Here is a 15015-nt window from a genome sequence, read left to right on the forward strand (position 1 = left end):
CATTGTCGTCTCACCGCGAGGGCGAGGACGGAACCGAGGGATCCGACGGCACCGACTGGGTCGTGGCCGGCGCCGGCGTCACCGGCGGGACCGGATCGGCGCGCAGCGCCGGCGCGGCCTCGCTCGATCTTGCCGGCTCGACCCGCGGCGGCTCGGAGCCGGCAGCGCTGTCCTCGCGCGACGCCGACGGCCGGGTCGCACCGGTCGGCTCGCCGCGCGTCTCCTCCGCAGCCGAGCCCTCCTGGGCCGGCTTCTTGCGCTTGCCGAGCCGGCCCTTCTTCGCGGGCGCGCTGCCCTCGCCGTCGGCCGGCGCAGCGGCTGGATCAGTTGCCGCGTCGGGCTTCGCCTCGGCCGGCGCGGAGCGCTTGGAGTGATGACCCGAACGGCGGCGCGGCTCGCCTGGGCTGGCAGCAGCATCCGCGGCGGCCGGTTTCGCCTCGGGCGGCTCGGTGGCGGCCGACCGGGCGCGGCGCTCGGACCGCGTCTCCTTGCCGGAGTGGCCCGTTGATCGCGCATCCGCAGCGCCGTTCGCAATCAGGTAGTTGGCGAGCACGCCGGCCATCTCGGGGCTCGTCGTGTAATGCTGGCGCAGAAATCCGGGCAGCGAGCTGGCCGAGGTGTTCTTGGCCAGGCCGCGCGGCGACTTGTGGCAGACCACGCAGGTCCCGTTGTAGATCTGCGCAGGACTCTTGCCCGCATCGAGATTTTCCTGCGCAACGGCGGCCCCCGCGAAGCCCATGCAGAACACCGCCACCACCGTCGCCAAATTGAGCGCTCGGCCCACCATTCTCATTCTCCAGCTATGGTTTCGCCCACACGGCGCCGCCCCGCGCGACATCCGCTGCCGTGTTTCCTCTCGCTATCAGCCGAACGTGACAGCGGACATTGCGGTCGCTCCACGCCTTCGACGGCGATCCCTTCAGACCTCGTCCGGCGGTCAGATGCCGGACACCGGCCAAAAGACCGGCGGCCGCGGCCTTTTTAACGGATTGCGGAGCGAATGAAAGCGCACAGATGTTCCTGCGCCGAGATGTCCATCGATCAATGACGGCTCGGAATATCGGCGTTGTGTTCATGGCAGTGGCGTCGGCTTGTGCCCGCCGGGTAACATAACAACGTGATGATAGGGAACCAATCGGTTCTCAACGCGTCGAGTGCGACGGCCGGGAAAGTCAGCAACTCACGGGAATAGCTCGTTGGGTGGTGTGGATGGACCGTTTGCTGCGAAGTCTGTTGAGTAGCTTCATTCGCCGTGGCTCGATCAGCTTTACGACCGCCAGCGGCACGTCGTTCAGCTGCGGGGATGGAACCGGCGTCCCCGTGGCGGCACGATTTCTGACTCGTGAAGCCGAGCGCCGGATTCTGGCCAACCCCGAGCTCGCGCTCGGCGAGGTCTATATGGACGGCTCGTTCGTGGTCGAACGAGGAACGATCGCGGACCTGCTGTCGATCGTGATGAGCCAGCCGGCCGTGGTGCCCGACTGGGCCAGGCCGCAATGGTGGCTGCGCTATCTGATCCGGCACCTGCGCCAGCTCAATATCCGGGCACGCGCGCGCCGCAACGTCGCCCATCATTACGATCTCGATGGGCGGCTGTATTCGCTGTTCCTCGATGCCGACCGGCAATATTCCTGCGCCTATTTCGAGACGCCGGACGCGACGCTGGACGATGCCCAGCTCGCCAAGAAACGTCATCTCGCGGCCAAGCTGCTGATCGGCCGCCGCCATCGCGTCCTCGACATCGGCTGCGGCTGGGGCGGGCTTGGACTTTACCTGGCCGAGATGTGTGATGCCGACGTGACCGGCGTGACCTTGTCGGCCGAGCAGTTGCAGGTTGCCGAGGCCCGCGCGGCCGAACGGCACCTCTCCGCCTCCGCCCGCTTCCTGCTGCAGGATTATCGCGACGTGCCCGGCACGTTCGATCGCATCGTCTCGGTCGGCATGTTCGAGCATGTCGGGGTCGCCTTCTACGACTCCTTCTTTCGCCGCAGCGCCGAGCTGCTCGCGGACGACGGTGTCATGCTGCTGCATTCGATCGCACGCTCCGTGGGCCCTGATGCGACCAATCCCTGGATCGCCAAATACATCTTCCCCGGCGGCTACGTCCCAGCCCTCTCGGAGGTTCTGCCGGCGATCGAGCGCGCCGGGCTCCTCGTCTGCGACATCGAGATCCTGCGCCTGCACTACGCGGAGACCCTGAAGGCGTGGCGCGAACGCTTCATGGCCCGGCGCGACGAGGCCGTGCAGCTCTATGACGAGCGCTTCGCGCGGATGTGGGAGTTCTACCTGGCGGCCGCGGAAATGGGGTTCCGCAAGCAGAACCTGATGAATGTCCAGATCCAGCTGACGAAGCGCCAGGGCGTCGTGCCGATGACGCGCGACTACGTCCACCGTGAGGAGACGCGGCTGCGGGCGCGCGAGCGCGGCAGCCGCCCGGCGCTGCAGATGGCGGGTGAGTAGCGCGCGCGGCCCGCGACGACAGCGGAGGGCGGCGCCAGTGCAATAGTCCTGCAGAGACGGACGGCCGCATTCCCTCGGCTGCGCCGCGCCGGTCTCGACTTCAATTCTGAGATGCTCTGTTGACGTCTTGCATCCCAAGCGCGAGATTATGCCCATCCGACTCAAATTTTCAAACAAATCGTGCGGTCTGTGAACTGGCTCACAGACCCTGGGGAAGCCCGGCCGTAGTGTCCTCGCATGTCCCCGAGCCCCGCCAGAGCCATGTTGGAACCCCAGACCGACTTCAGCACCGACTACGCGCTGATCGCCGCGGGCGTGGGAGCATCCCTGATCGCCCTCCTCTATCTGCTGCTGGTCTGACGCCGGGCGCGGATCCACGCGCGGCCCTGGCACGCCCTGCCGTACCGGCTCTCGTTCCCGCCTCGCCGACGTGTCGAACGATCGCGCCGGTTGATTGCATCGGCGTGTTGCTCGCGCTCGCGCGGCGTTGAGTCCTGTCGGTTCCGTCAAGCGCGGCATCTGGCGAGTCCGGATTCATCCACCAGATTTACCAGACGGTGAATTGCGCTCAGCTTTCGCTTCCGCTTCGCGCGCGACTGGCGCTTTATCCCCTCCCCTTCAAAGCTGCTAAACACGCGGTCATGGCACTTACCGATTCGAACGTTCACAAGCTGGCGTCGGCTGACGCAGCAACGCCGACCTATCGCAGCGCTCCTCACAACATCGAGGCGGAACAGGGTCTGCTCGGCGCGATCCTGGTCAACAACGACGCGTTCTATCGCGTGTCGGACTTCCTCGAGCCGAAGCATTTCTTCGAGCCGCTGCACCAGACCGTGTTCGAGACCGCGTCCAGCCTGATCCGGATGGGCAAGGTCGCGACGCCCGTGACCTTGAAGACGTTCCTGCCGGCCGACGTCGACATCGGCGGCATGACCGTCGGGCAGTATCTGGCACGGCTCGCGGCCGAAGCGACCACGATCATCAACGCCCAGGACTATGGCCGCACCATCTACGACCTGTCGTTGCGCCGCGACCTGATCGGCATCGGCGAGGACATGGTCAACGTCGCCTATGACGCGCCGGTGGACTTCGCGCCGCGCAACCAGATCGAGGACGCCGAGCGCCGGCTGTACGAGCTCGCGGAGTCCGGACGCTACGACGGCGGGTTCCAGAAATTCTCCCAGGCGCTGACGACCGCGCTCGACATGGCCGCCAAGGCCTTTCAGCGCGACGGCAAGCTGTCCGGCATCTCCACGGGCCTGCGCGATCTCGACGCCAAGATGGGCGGCCTGCAGCATTCGGACTTGATCATCCTCGCCGGCCGTCCCGGCATGGGCAAGACCTCGCTCGCGACCAACATCGCCTACAACGTCGCCCAGGCCTATGTTCCCGAATTGCAGCCGGACGGGACCTATCGCGCCGCCCAGGGCGGCGTGGTCGGGTTCTTCTCCTGCGAAATGAGCGGCGAGCAGCTCGCCACCCGTATCATCGCCGAGCGCTCCGGCATTCCCTCCAGCCACATCCGCCGTGGCGGCATCACCGAGGCCGATTTCGAGAAGCTGCGCGAGTGCTCGATCGAGCTGCAGTCGCTGCCGTTCTATGTCGACGAGACCGGCGGCATCTCGATCGCGCAGGTGATGGCGCGCGCCCGCCGGCTGAAGCGCCAGAAGGGCCTCGACCTCCTGGTGATCGACTACATCCAGCTGCTGTCGGGCTCGGGCAAGCGCGGCAACGACAACCGCGTCCAGGAAATCACCGAGATCACCACCAGCCTGAAGGCGCTGGCCAAGGAGCTCAGCGTTCCCATCATCGCGCTGTCGCAGCTGTCGCGCCAGGTCGAGAATCGCGAGGACAAGCGGCCGCAACTGTCGGACCTGCGTGAATCCGGCTCGATCGAGCAGGACGCCGACGTGGTGCTGTTCGTGTATCGCGGCGAGTACTATCTGGCCGCCAAGGAGCCGCGTCCCGGCACCGAGGAGCACCAGAAGTGGCAGATGGAAATGGATCTGGCGCTCGGCAAGGCCGAGGTGATCATCGGCAAGCAGCGCCACGGCCCGACCGGCACGGTCGAGCTGCACTTCGACGCCTCGGTCACCCGCTTCGGCGACCTCGCCCATGACGGCCTGCCGCCGCAGCACCACGACTATTGACCTGACGCGGTTGAACCGTGACGCCGCGGCGCGTAAAAGCGCCACATGAGTGTTCCCGAACAGAAACCCGCCGAGCAACCTGTCTCGGCGGTCGACGACGCTGTCCCGGCCAGCGCCACCGGCGTGCTGACCATCGATCTCGATGCGCTCGCCGCCAATTGGCGCAAACTGGAAAAGACCGCAGTGCCGGCCGAATGCGCCGGGGTGATCAAGGCCGACGCCTATGGCTGCGGCATTCCCCAGGTGGCGCGCACGCTCGCCGCGGCCGGCTGCAAGACCTTCTTCGTCGCGACGCTCGCGGAGGCAAAAGTCGCCCGCGCCGCCCTGCCGGACAGCGCCGCGCTCTACGTGCTCGACGGCTTCTTCCAGAACACCGGCGACGACTACGCGGCGATCAACTGCCGTCCTGTCATCGGCGACCTCAACGAGCTCGCCGAATGGGACATGTTCTGCCGCCGCACCGGCTGGAAGGGCGGCGCGGCCATCCATGTCGACACCGGCATGAACCGGCTCGGCCTCAGCCCGATCGATGCGCAGGGCATGATCCCGCGCATCCAGGGCGGCGACCATGGCATCACGCTGGTGATGAGCCATCTGGCCTCCGCCGAGCAGATCAACAGCCCGTCGAACGCGCGCCAGCTCACTGCGTTCCGCGAGGTCGCCAGCGTGTTCACCGGCGTGCCCGCCGCGCTTGCCGCCTCCTCCGGCATCTTCCTCGGTGCCGCCTTCCAGTTCGACATGGTGCGGCCCGGTGCCGCGCTCTACGGCGTCAATCCGACGCCCGAGGCCGACAATCCGATGCAGCCGGTCGCCGAGATCAAGGCGCGCATCGTGCAACTGCGTGACCTCGCGCGCGGCGACACGGTCGGCTATGGCGGCACCTGGACGGCGCGCCGCCCGACAAAGATCGCGATCCTCTCCGCCGGCTATGCCGACGGCTATTTCCGCGCGGCGAGCTCCAACGACGGCACCCGCGGCGCCGACGTCATCATTGCCGGCCAACGCTGCCCGATCGCAGGGCGCATCTCGATGGACCTGATCGCGGTGGATGTCACCGACCTGCCGCCGAAGGCCGCCCGCCGCGGCCACTTCGCCACGCTGCTCGGCGAGGGCATCACGGTCGACGAGCTCGCGCATCATTTCGGCACCATCGGCTACGAGGTCCTGACCAATCTCGGCCGGCGCTATCATCGCATCTACAAGGGCGGCGCGGCGGCCGCGGAAAGCTGATCGCGCGCAGCAACGCTCTCTGTCTGACGTGCATACAGCTGCTTCCACATCGTCATTGCGAGCGCAGCAATCCAGAGTCCCGCACACCACCCTGCATTGCTTCCGCCTTCGCTCTTCGAGCTACGGCGGACAAGTCGCTGCGCTCGCAATGACGGTGAACTGACATGAGCCATCGTTCTCGCGGCATGTAACGCCCGAGGCTTGCATCTCTTTTTCACCCTCTTCGAAAGACGAGGGCGCAGGGAATGCCGGGTGAAGGCCTCACCCATGGCCCGCCTGCAGAAAAAAAGCAGGCGGCAGTCACCACAGGTTCAGCCGGTCAACCGGCATTCCCCGCGCGATGGCTTTACGCCTTATGCGTACTCTCCCCGGGGATCGGCTGTCTTGCCCCCGTGACCGGCGGATCATCATCACCACCGGCGTAGCATCAGCGTCGGGATGCCAGGACCATACGTCTTCGACGTGCGCCCCGTGCCGTTCGTCCGCACGGCCTCAAGCCATGCTGCGACCCCAAGCGCCCACCACATCCCACCCCGCGTGTCATGACGATCGCGATACGCCCCTCGTGCCGAGGCGGGACGGAGGGAGTGAAGCACATCTTCTGGAAAAACGAAATACGAATATTTTTCGCGCGAGGACTGGACAGGGTGTGTCGCATTGGGATTGCTGGAGAAATTCGCGTTTTGCCACACCAGCTAATTAGCGCTTACCACGCCGCGATCCGCCCGATCCCTACCACGAACACCGCCACCTGGAACTTAAGGGCCGGATGCTGTGGGCGTAGGACTAAAAGAGGAACCGGGTGGAGGTATTGAAGGCGTACTCGGATGGGCGGCAGAAGTGGCTCTTCCAAAAGCCACCGCTCTCATTTCGCTGGATCTCCCGTGTAGAGCACTTGCCGCGCCGGGCTGCCCGCCCGCGGCCTGCGGCGGGAGCAACAAGTCATGATGCAGCAGAACTCGGCAGCGGATGGGACCGTGAAATGCCCTTTGTCGGAGTTTTTCAGAGCGTAGAGCATGCTATTCGAGGACTTGGTCGGCCGGGCGCGGTGCAGGTCTTCAATGGATGTTCGACTATTCACCAGACCTCTCAATCTATCGAACTCCCATCGTAAGCAACATCGCGTCCGCGATTTGAGCCCTGAACATTGCCCAGGCCGACATATTCAATGCGATGCCATTTGCCGAGTGGAGCGCATTGGGAAGGAAGCTCACATAGGCTGGATTGTTGTCCTTCTTGCCGCTACACCAAGCACCGAAATGAGGCGGTAGATCATTCCCGAGCATCTCGAGTTTGTTCAACTCGCCGATAATGTGGTCGAGCTTCTCCTTACTCGCTATCTCATGGGGCATGTTGAGCAGGCAGAGTAGGCCGCTACCCATCTCGGGATGGGGCTGATCTGCCTTCATTTCCCAAAGTGCAGTGTTATGGTGGCCGGCAACCGCGCTGACTTCTCCCTTTCTCAAGCCAAATTCCGCCGTCAGGCCAAGGCCGCCTAACGTGCATACAGAGACTCGTGAGAGATAGGAATGAGCAAATTCGAAATCCTGTTCGGTCCACGATGAAGGTTCAGCAGCGCGAGGCGGCTCTCGGAAAAACATCTTCCGAGTGGCGCCGATGACCGTGTCTGCGCCTGCAATTACAGAATACAACATCAGGCCAAACTGCACGTTCCAGGCGTCTTCCCCTTCGTAGACGGTGAGCCTGGAGCCAACGAAAAATCGTCCGTTCTCCTCTGTGACTGCGCCTACGGTAGCCATTCGATTAATTAGGCTTAGTAGGCCAGGCTTGTTAACAAAATCGCGAAACTCTGTGGGAAGTTCGGTCTTAATCGTAACGAGCGCTGCGATCTTCGCACCATCCGCTATCGGATTTTCTGGGGCACTCACCGATACTCGGGTCACCAGCCTCTCGTGCTTTACGATCAAGGTATCGCCATCCCTCGAAGCCTTCAATGTAGTCGGCTTGAGAGCAGCTTCCAGATCGCCCAACGGAACGCCGCGGGGGGAAGACAAGGGCTTCTTAAAGAACATGGAGATCTTCTCTGTGGTCAGAGGACGCAACAGCGGAGGCAATAGGCGAACTAGGCATTGAACCGTTCGAACTCACCCGCATGTAGGGACTATGCGGCTGTCTTCATTCCATCAGATTGCTGCACGCCGACGTTTGGCGAGCAGTTGCACGCATTATACGCTGATGTTTTCTCTTCGCCCGTATACTGCGAACGTTTGAGAGGGCCAAGTCATCGCCTAATTACGATGTTACCGACGCCGCGTCGAATCGAAGGCAAAAACGCTCGCCGAGTGACAGAGCGCCATCAAACTGCGTTGAGACACCGATGTTCTTCTTCCATCAAGGCTATTGCGCTTAGCGGCGACTGCATTCACATCGCCCACTATCCCTGTCTTCGAGGCGTGGAGAACCAAAATATGAAAAAGCTTGCAGGGCGAGAGACCAAAACCGCGTCGGGCATGTCATTCGTGGTATATTTTGGCGAGAAACAAGGCGAACGAACTTGGAAAATCTGGATTGGAGGTGACGATTTTCCCGACGGCCCCGAAGAAATGGGAATTTTCAAGATTGGCGAACTTTATGGGGATGTGACACCCGAATGGTTAGTCGAAGAATCCGCAGAACTGTGGGCGGCTTGGCTCCTCGATAACGAAGAATGAGGATCTCCTAAAGCGCGGCGGCCCGCAGGGCCATGAGGCACCACACAGCATTTTGGCACCGGCCGATCGCTCCCGAAGGTTACGGTGACAGCGCTCAAGACGCCACTGGTGCTCTCAACACACTGTCACCGGCATCGTTCAGCGCTTGGCCGGCGCGCCGCTCTTGTTGCCAGGCAGACACTTGATGTTCGGCGGGTCCTGTTGCTGGACCGTCGGATTCTGGGACGCAGCGCCTACGGTCGCCTGACTTGGCGCAGGTATTGCGGTGACAGTGCACAAAACTGGCCCGAGCTGCGCTAGCCTCGCGCACTTCGGCCTCAAAATTCGCGCTGTGCTTCTCCATGAAGATTTCGGAGGTTGCCCGAAATTCCGGCCTCGTTCGAATGACCAGTCCAAAATATCAATGGACCAGGACGAAGGCGGCCGGCTGCGTCTAGACACGCAGCAGCCGCCGCCGCGCACCAGGTCTGTCCATGGCGGGCGCGCGACCATGCGCACCCAAGGTCGCGGCCGACGCTTACGGCTTGAAATAACCCGGCTGGCCAATGTCGGCGATCAAACCGATCCCGTCCGGTCTCCAGCCCAGGCGCTGCTGTGTCAGGACGCTGGAGGCCGGCATGTCCAGCCCTGCGAACATCGCCAGTGGACCGTAGTAGTCGCCCGCCTCCTCCTTGCTGATCGACACGACCGGCACGTTCAGCGCGCGGCCGATCACCTCGATGACCTCGCGCATGGGAACGCCCTCCTCGCCGACGGCGTGGTAGATCGCGTCTGCAATGCCCTTCTCCAGGGCGAGCCGGTAGAGGCGGGCGACATCCGATCGATGCGCCGCGGCCCAGCGCTCGGTGCCTTCGCCGACATAGGCGGCGCGGCCCTTCTGTCGCGCGAGCTCCACCAGATAGGAGATCAGCCCGGCCCTTCCGGGGGCGCCGTGAACCTGCGGCAGGCGGATCACCATTGCGCGCACGCCGCGCGACGCATAGGCGAGACCCGTCTGCTCGGACACGCGCGGGACATGCGCTGACGACTCGCGCCGCATGTCTTCGGTGACCACCACATTGGCCGCAACGAGCCCCGTTCCGGAGGTGACGATGAACGGCTTGTTCGTGCCCACCAGCACCTCGCCCATGGCGTCGATGGCGGCCTTGTCGATGGCGCCGTTCTCCGCGAATTTCGCGAAGTCGTGGATGAAGGCGAGATGGATCACGCCGTCGGCATCCCTCGCGCCGCGCTTCAGGCTGTCGAGGTCCTGCAGCGAGCCGCGATGAACCTGCGCGCCCAGTTGCTCGAGCGTGCGGACGTTCTCGGCGGAGCGCGCGAGGCCGATGACCTGATGCCCGGCGGCGATCAGCTCCCTGGTGGTTTCAGAGCCGATGAATCCGGCGGCGCCGGTGACGAATACGCGCATGAGACACACTCCCTGTTCAGACCGCCGGGATATTGCTAGGCTGCTCATGCGGGTAAAGTCGTGACTTTATACGGGTATAATCGCTAACAGGATGACGGACGCCAACCCTCTCGGGACCTATCTCAGGGATCGCCGCGCCAAGCTCGATCCGACCGCCTTCGGCCTGCCGCTGCAGCGGCGGCGAACGCCGGGGCTTCGGCGCGAAGAGGTGGCGCAGCGCGCCAATGTGAGCGCCACCTGGTACACCTGGCTCGAGCAAGGGCGCGGCGGCGCGCCCTCCGCCGACGTGCTGGACCGCATCGCTCGCGCCATGATGCTGACCGACGCCGAGCGCGAGCATCTGTTCCTGCTCGGTCTCGGCCGGCCACCCGAAGCCCGCTATCACGCGATCGACGGCATCTCACCCCGTCTCCAACGCGTGCTCGACACGCTGGAATACAGTCCCGCCTTCGTTCGCACGGCGACATGGGACATCCTCGCCTGGAACAGGGCGGCTGCGGCTGTCCTCACCGACTACAGCACCCTGCCGGAGGGCCAGCGCAATGTTCTGCGCATGATGTTCCACGACAGCCGTGTCCGCGCAGCACAGCCCAACTGGCAGGCCGTGGCGCGCTATGTGGTCGCGTCCTTCCGCGCCGACGTGGCCCGCGCCGGCGCGGCCCGCAATGTCCAATCGCTGGTCGACGAGCTCTGCGCGACGAGCCCGGAATTCGCGGCGATGTGGCGCGACAACGATGTGCAAGGGCGGCACGGTGACGGCGTGAAGGCTCTGGAGCATCCCGTCGCCGGATCGCTCTCGATAGAATTTTCGGGCTTCGCCGTCGATGGCCGGCCCGACCTCACCATGGTGATCTACAATCCCGCGACGCCGGAGGATGCCGACAAGATCCGTGCGCTGGTGACGTCGCGACCGAAGTAGATGCGTGCGCCTCTCGACTCGCGCCGCCGAGAAGCGCGTGGGTTGCCTGACAGGCCGGGCTTTCGTAGGCAGCCTTGGCTGCATCGACGCTGCCGCGTGAACAAAAAGCCGATTGCGAGCTTGGTCATCCGGACCATCCCCACGGCGACGGGCCTCATGAAGATCGCGACCTTCAACATCAACAATGTCCGGCGGCGGCTCCCCAATCTGCTGCGCTGGCTGCGCGCGGCCAAGCCCGACATCGTCTGCCTGCAGGAGCTGAAATGCACCCAGGCCGATTTCCCCGTCGATGCGATCGCCAAGGCCGGCTATGGCGCGGTGTGGCAGGGTCAGAAGACCTGGAACGGCGTCGCGATCCTTGCGCGCAAGGCCGAGCCGGTGCTGACCCGCACCGCCCTGCCCGGCAATCCCAGAGACGAGGAGGCGCGCTACATCGAGGCCGCGGTGCGCGGCCTCGTCGTCGGCTGCCTCTATTTGCCGAACGGCAATCCGCAGCCGGGGCCGAAATTCGACTATAAGCTCGCCTGGTTCAAACGCCTGCAGAAACACGCGGCTGATTTCATCAAGGACGACCTGCCGGCCGTGCTCGCCGGCGACTACAATGTGGCGCCTGCTACGCTCGACATCTATCCGACGCGATCCTGGGACAAGGACGCGCTGATCCAGCCGAAGAGCCGCGCCGCCTTCAAGGCGCTGGTCGATCAAGGCTGGTGCGACGCGATCCGCATGCTGCATCCGGACGCGCCGATGTTCACGTTCTGGGACTACAAGCGCAACCGCTGGCCGCGCGATGCCGGCCTGCGGCTCGACCACCTGCTGCTGAGCCCGCAGCTCGCGCCGCGCCTTGCCAAGGCCGGCGTCGACAGCGCCATCCGCGGCGAGGACGGCGCCAGCGACCACGCGCCGGCCTGGATCGTGCTGAAATAATCCGAACTCGCCTGTCCGCGTCGGAGCCTCAGCCGCGGTCGGGCCAGGTCTGCTGCAGATTGGTCGCGCGCTCGGGCAGGCCCTCGGTCAGCACCGCCATGCCGCCGCACACCGGCAGATGCACGACGAGGCTCGCGGCATCCGGCACGTTCGGACGCGGCGTCACGTTCCACAGCATGATCTCTTGGCGCGTGCGGCGGATCTCCTTGAACTCATAACTATACGTCTCCGAGCCGCGCGGATATTCGCGCCAGAGCTGGCCTTCCTTGCGGAAGCTGCTCTGCGTGCCGTCATAGCGATCGGAATAGGACAGGCAGGCCGGCACGTTCAGCGCTTCGAGCACGGCCGCGCCGACGTTCGACGCCGCGGGAAGGACGCTGTTCGCCGCGCCGATCGCGGCGAACACGGTCGTGATCGCGCCGGCGGCCATCGCGAGCCAGCCGGCCCTGGTCGCGGCCGGCCGCGCGGGCGCTTTCGCGGCTGATGTCTTGGATGCAAGACCCCGAGGGGACGTCAGATGGAGCTGGGCCATGACGCGTTCTCCGATGGTGCGGCGAGGATGGATGCCCCGCCGGGCTGCATTCATCGGAGATCAGTCTGGCCGATCGCGCTCCCGGCGAATGTGACGCCGATCACAACCTGAAATGATGACCGACCGGCGCCACACCGGGAGCGTGACGACACGCGCCGTCAATCGCGTCCCGCATCCATGATCGCCTGCGCGAGCCGGCCGGGATCGGAGAAGCACAGCTCATGGCTGCCGGGCACCTGGACCAGCCGGAACAGGCCGAGCTTGCCGGACAGCCGCGGATGCCATGGCAGGCTGTGCGGCAGCGCCGTGTCCTCGGTGCAGTTGATGTAGGATTTCGCGATTGCCATCTCGGCGGGATTGGCGCGCAGCTTGATCTTGTCGGTGAAGGTCTTGTTGGGATGCGGATTGAGCATCTCATAGGCGCGCGTCGCGGTGGCGAGATCGGCGTCGTTGATGAAGGCCTCGCGCCAGACCGGGAACGGCAGCACCACCGAACCGTCGCCGCGCTCCGCAGCGACGGCGTCGAACAGCGCAACATAGTGCGGTGGCACCATGTCGTTGAGGCACTCGCCGTCGTTGGGCACGAACGCATTCCAGTAGACCAGGCGGCGGATGCGCTGAGCGATGCGGTCGGCGACGCCGGTGATGACCATGCCGCCATAGGAGTGCCCCATCAGCACGGCGTCGGTGATGTCATGCTCGGTGAAGTAGTCGCAGATCGAGGCGATCGCCTCGTCGAGTCCAGTGGTCTTTGCGTCGCCGGGGCGGTTGCCGCGGATGGTCGGCAGATGGACGGTGTGGCCGGCGGAGCGAATATGCGCGGCGACCGGCTCGAGCTCGGCGCCGGTATGCCAGGCGCCATGGACCAGGACGTAGGTTGACATGATCACGTTCCTTTGCACGATGGAAGGCGGTGCAAGGACTATGGGCCGGACCGCGCCCGCGGCGCTTGGCTGCAACTGAACCCGATTGGTCTCGGAGTGAACCGATGGGCGCCGAGCCGGAACGGCAGCGGAGCTGGAATACGGCGGCGGTGCGGCCGGAGGAGCAGTTCTCGTATTACCGCGAGGCGATCTGCCAGGCCTTCATGAACTTGACACCGGAGCCGGCGCGCGGCATCGGATTCGCTGCGGAGGTGCAAAGCATCAGCCTTGGGAGCGGCGCCATCAACCGCGTCAGCTTTCCCGAGCACATCGTACGCCGCTCGCGCACGGACATCGCCGCTTCCACCCAGCGCTGCTTCTATCTCAACCTCAAGCTCGCCGGCCGCTGCACCATCCTGCAGGACGAATGCGATGTCAGCCTGTCCGCCGGTCAGGTCGGCATCTTCGACAGCGATCGCACTTTCGTGCTGCAGCACGATCGCGGGCCGTCGCTCGGCGTGATCTCGTTCCGCGTCCCCGCCGATGCGCTGTGCAGCCGCCTGCCGGCCGAGCCGGACATCGCGCCGACGCGGCTGTCCGACGATCCATGCGTCGGCGCACTGATCGTGGAGACGGCGCGCTCCCTCAACGCCAATGCGCTGCGGCTCGCGCCCGACGATGCGTCGGCGCTGTTCGGCGTGCTGCTCGATCTGGTGGCGCTGAGCCTGGCGCGCCGCGGCCGCCGCGAGACGCATGCGACCACCTCATTTGCCGATGCGACGACCTTGGCGCTACGCCGCGCCATTCACGAGCGGGTGCGCGAGCCCGGCCTGACGGTGGCGACCATCGCATCTGTCGTCGGGATCAGCGAGCGCTATGTGCACAAGCTGCTGGCCCGCGCCGGCACCAGCTTCTCCGACCTGGTGATGGAGCGCCGGCTCGATGGCGCAGCGCGCGATCTGCGCGATCCCGCCCGATGCGGCCGCGACATCGGCCGCATCGCCTTCGACTGGGGCTTTTCGGATCTGTCGCACTTCACGCGCCGCTTCAAGCAGCGCTTCGGCATGCGCCCGCGCGACTGGCGCGCGGAGACCGCGCGTCACCCGGGCTGACCACCGCCTGCGGTCAGCGCGGCCTCGGTTCGCGGGCTGCGCCCCACAACCAGATTGCCGCCAGCAGGACCAGCGAGCCGACGAACGCCGCGACGACATCGCGCAGCGAAATGACGATGCTGCCCATGCCTGGAAACAACCCGAACAGGTTGAACAAGACACCACCGATGAGGGCGCCGACGCATCCCAATCCGATGTTGGTGAGGAGCCCGAAACCGGCTCGGCGGCGCTTCACCAGGATTCCGGCAAGGCCGCCACCAATCAAGCCGACGACGAGCCAAGTCCCTGCATGTGCCAGTGTGAACATTCTTCACTCCGTCGGTCTGCCGTCACCCCTCAGCTGGAGCATCACGGCCAGCAGCAAGATCATGAGAACACATTGCCGAGCGAAGCGAGACCGCCAGTTGCTACACGGAAGCAGCCAGATCAGGGGTCTTGCTCGCAGAGCCACACGAATCGCACGCTTGCAGGTTACATCGATTTCGTTGCCATGAGCTGAACTCTGCACATCGGATGAGTTCGCAACCCACTCGCAAACTGGCGCAGGCCGGCGTCCATGACAAGGTGATGCGGCCCCTGCTTGCTTTGAATTGGCCATTCCGCTTCGGACGTCGCGTACTTCCTCCCGAAATGACAGTCATTCGAATCTAATCGTCTCGAACACGCACGGCTCATGCGAACGCTTCGCACGCGAAGGGCTACGTAGTTCCCCCGAGTTCATATGATCCGCGGAATCAAGAAG

The 15015-nt window shown here is 64.8% G+C and carries 13 protein-coding genes; 7 read left to right on the forward strand and 6 right to left on the reverse strand.

Features of this window, described 5'->3' with window-relative positions; translation table 11 throughout:
• Positions 1-10: 10 nt before the first annotated feature.
• Positions 11-787, reverse strand: a complete 777-nt coding sequence (locus tag ACQR13_RS15695) for a hypothetical protein (protein WP_315712428.1) — start codon at positions 785-787, stop codon at positions 11-13.
• A 422-nt stretch (positions 788-1209) separates the two neighbouring features.
• Here ACQR13_RS15695 and ACQR13_RS15700 point away from each other — a divergent pair, with 422 nt between their 5' ends.
• From ACQR13_RS15700 to alr, 3 genes are all read left to right on the forward strand, one after another.
• Positions 1210-2460, forward strand: a complete 1251-nt coding sequence (locus tag ACQR13_RS15700; RefSeq protein WP_316164701.1) for a cyclopropane-fatty-acyl-phospholipid synthase family protein — start codon at positions 1210-1212, stop codon at positions 2458-2460.
• A 641-nt stretch (positions 2461-3101) separates the two neighbouring features.
• Positions 3102-4610, forward strand: coding sequence for a replicative DNA helicase (locus ACQR13_RS15705; RefSeq protein WP_434862965.1), 1509 nt, complete (start codon positions 3102-3104; stop codon positions 4608-4610).
• A 45-nt stretch (positions 4611-4655) separates the two neighbouring features.
• Complete coding sequence (gene alr, locus ACQR13_RS15710; protein ID WP_434862966.1) at positions 4656-5840, forward strand: alanine racemase; 1185 nt, start codon at positions 4656-4658, stop codon at positions 5838-5840.
• Positions 5841-6934: 1094 nt separating this feature from the next.
• Here alr and ACQR13_RS15715 read toward each other — a convergent pair.
• Positions 6935-7873: a hypothetical protein gene (locus ACQR13_RS15715; RefSeq protein WP_434862967.1), complete on the reverse strand. Its 939-nt coding sequence runs from the start codon at positions 7871-7873 to the stop codon at positions 6935-6937.
• A 396-nt stretch (positions 7874-8269) separates the two neighbouring features.
• On the opposite strand from ACQR13_RS15715, the gene ACQR13_RS15720 reads away from it, so the two are divergent.
• Positions 8270-8512, forward strand: a complete 243-nt coding sequence (locus ACQR13_RS15720) for a hypothetical protein (protein ID WP_434862968.1) — start codon at positions 8270-8272, stop codon at positions 8510-8512.
• 517 nt (positions 8513-9029) lie between these two features.
• Here ACQR13_RS15720 and ACQR13_RS15725 read toward each other — a convergent pair.
• The gene (locus ACQR13_RS15725) at positions 9030-9920 is read right to left on the reverse strand and encodes an SDR family oxidoreductase (RefSeq protein WP_434862969.1); all 891 of its coding nucleotides are present in this window, start codon (positions 9918-9920) and stop codon (positions 9030-9032) included.
• Positions 9921-10011: 91 nt separating this feature from the next.
• Between ACQR13_RS15725 and ACQR13_RS15730 the strand changes: the two genes are divergently transcribed.
• Both ACQR13_RS15730 and xth read left to right on the forward strand, forming a co-directional pair.
• Positions 10012-10839: a helix-turn-helix transcriptional regulator gene (locus ACQR13_RS15730; RefSeq protein WP_316225391.1), complete on the forward strand. Its 828-nt coding sequence runs from the start codon at positions 10012-10014 to the stop codon at positions 10837-10839.
• 156 nt (positions 10840-10995) lie between these two features.
• A complete protein-coding gene (gene xth, locus ACQR13_RS15735; RefSeq protein ID WP_434862970.1) occupies positions 10996-11766 on the forward strand; it encodes an exodeoxyribonuclease III in 771 nt (256 codons plus the stop codon).
• Between the two features lie 28 nt (positions 11767-11794).
• Here the strand turns inward: xth and ACQR13_RS15740 are convergent, their stop codons facing one another.
• Both ACQR13_RS15740 and ACQR13_RS15745 read right to left on the reverse strand, forming a co-directional pair.
• Positions 11795-12298, reverse strand: a complete 504-nt coding sequence (locus ACQR13_RS15740; protein ID WP_315712442.1) for a hypothetical protein — start codon at positions 12296-12298, stop codon at positions 11795-11797.
• Between the two features lie 158 nt (positions 12299-12456).
• Positions 12457-13182, reverse strand: coding sequence for an alpha/beta hydrolase (locus ACQR13_RS15745; RefSeq protein ID WP_315712443.1), 726 nt, complete (start codon positions 13180-13182; stop codon positions 12457-12459).
• A 104-nt stretch (positions 13183-13286) separates the two neighbouring features.
• On the opposite strand from ACQR13_RS15745, the gene ACQR13_RS15750 reads away from it, so the two are divergent.
• A complete protein-coding gene (locus ACQR13_RS15750) occupies positions 13287-14273 on the forward strand; it encodes a helix-turn-helix domain-containing protein (protein ID WP_315712444.1) in 987 nt (328 codons plus the stop codon).
• Positions 14274-14286: 13 nt separating this feature from the next.
• Here ACQR13_RS15750 and ACQR13_RS15755 read toward each other — a convergent pair whose 3' ends face one another.
• Positions 14287-14580 (reverse strand): GlsB/YeaQ/YmgE family stress response membrane protein, encoded by a 294-nt coding sequence (locus ACQR13_RS15755; protein WP_434840976.1) that lies wholly within the window; start codon positions 14578-14580, stop codon positions 14287-14289.
• Positions 14581-15015 lie beyond the last annotated feature (435 nt).

The sequence above is a fragment of the Bradyrhizobium sp. HKCCYLRH3059 genome, from assembly GCF_051168035.1.
GTDB lineage: Bacteria > Pseudomonadota > Alphaproteobacteria > Rhizobiales > Xanthobacteraceae > Bradyrhizobium.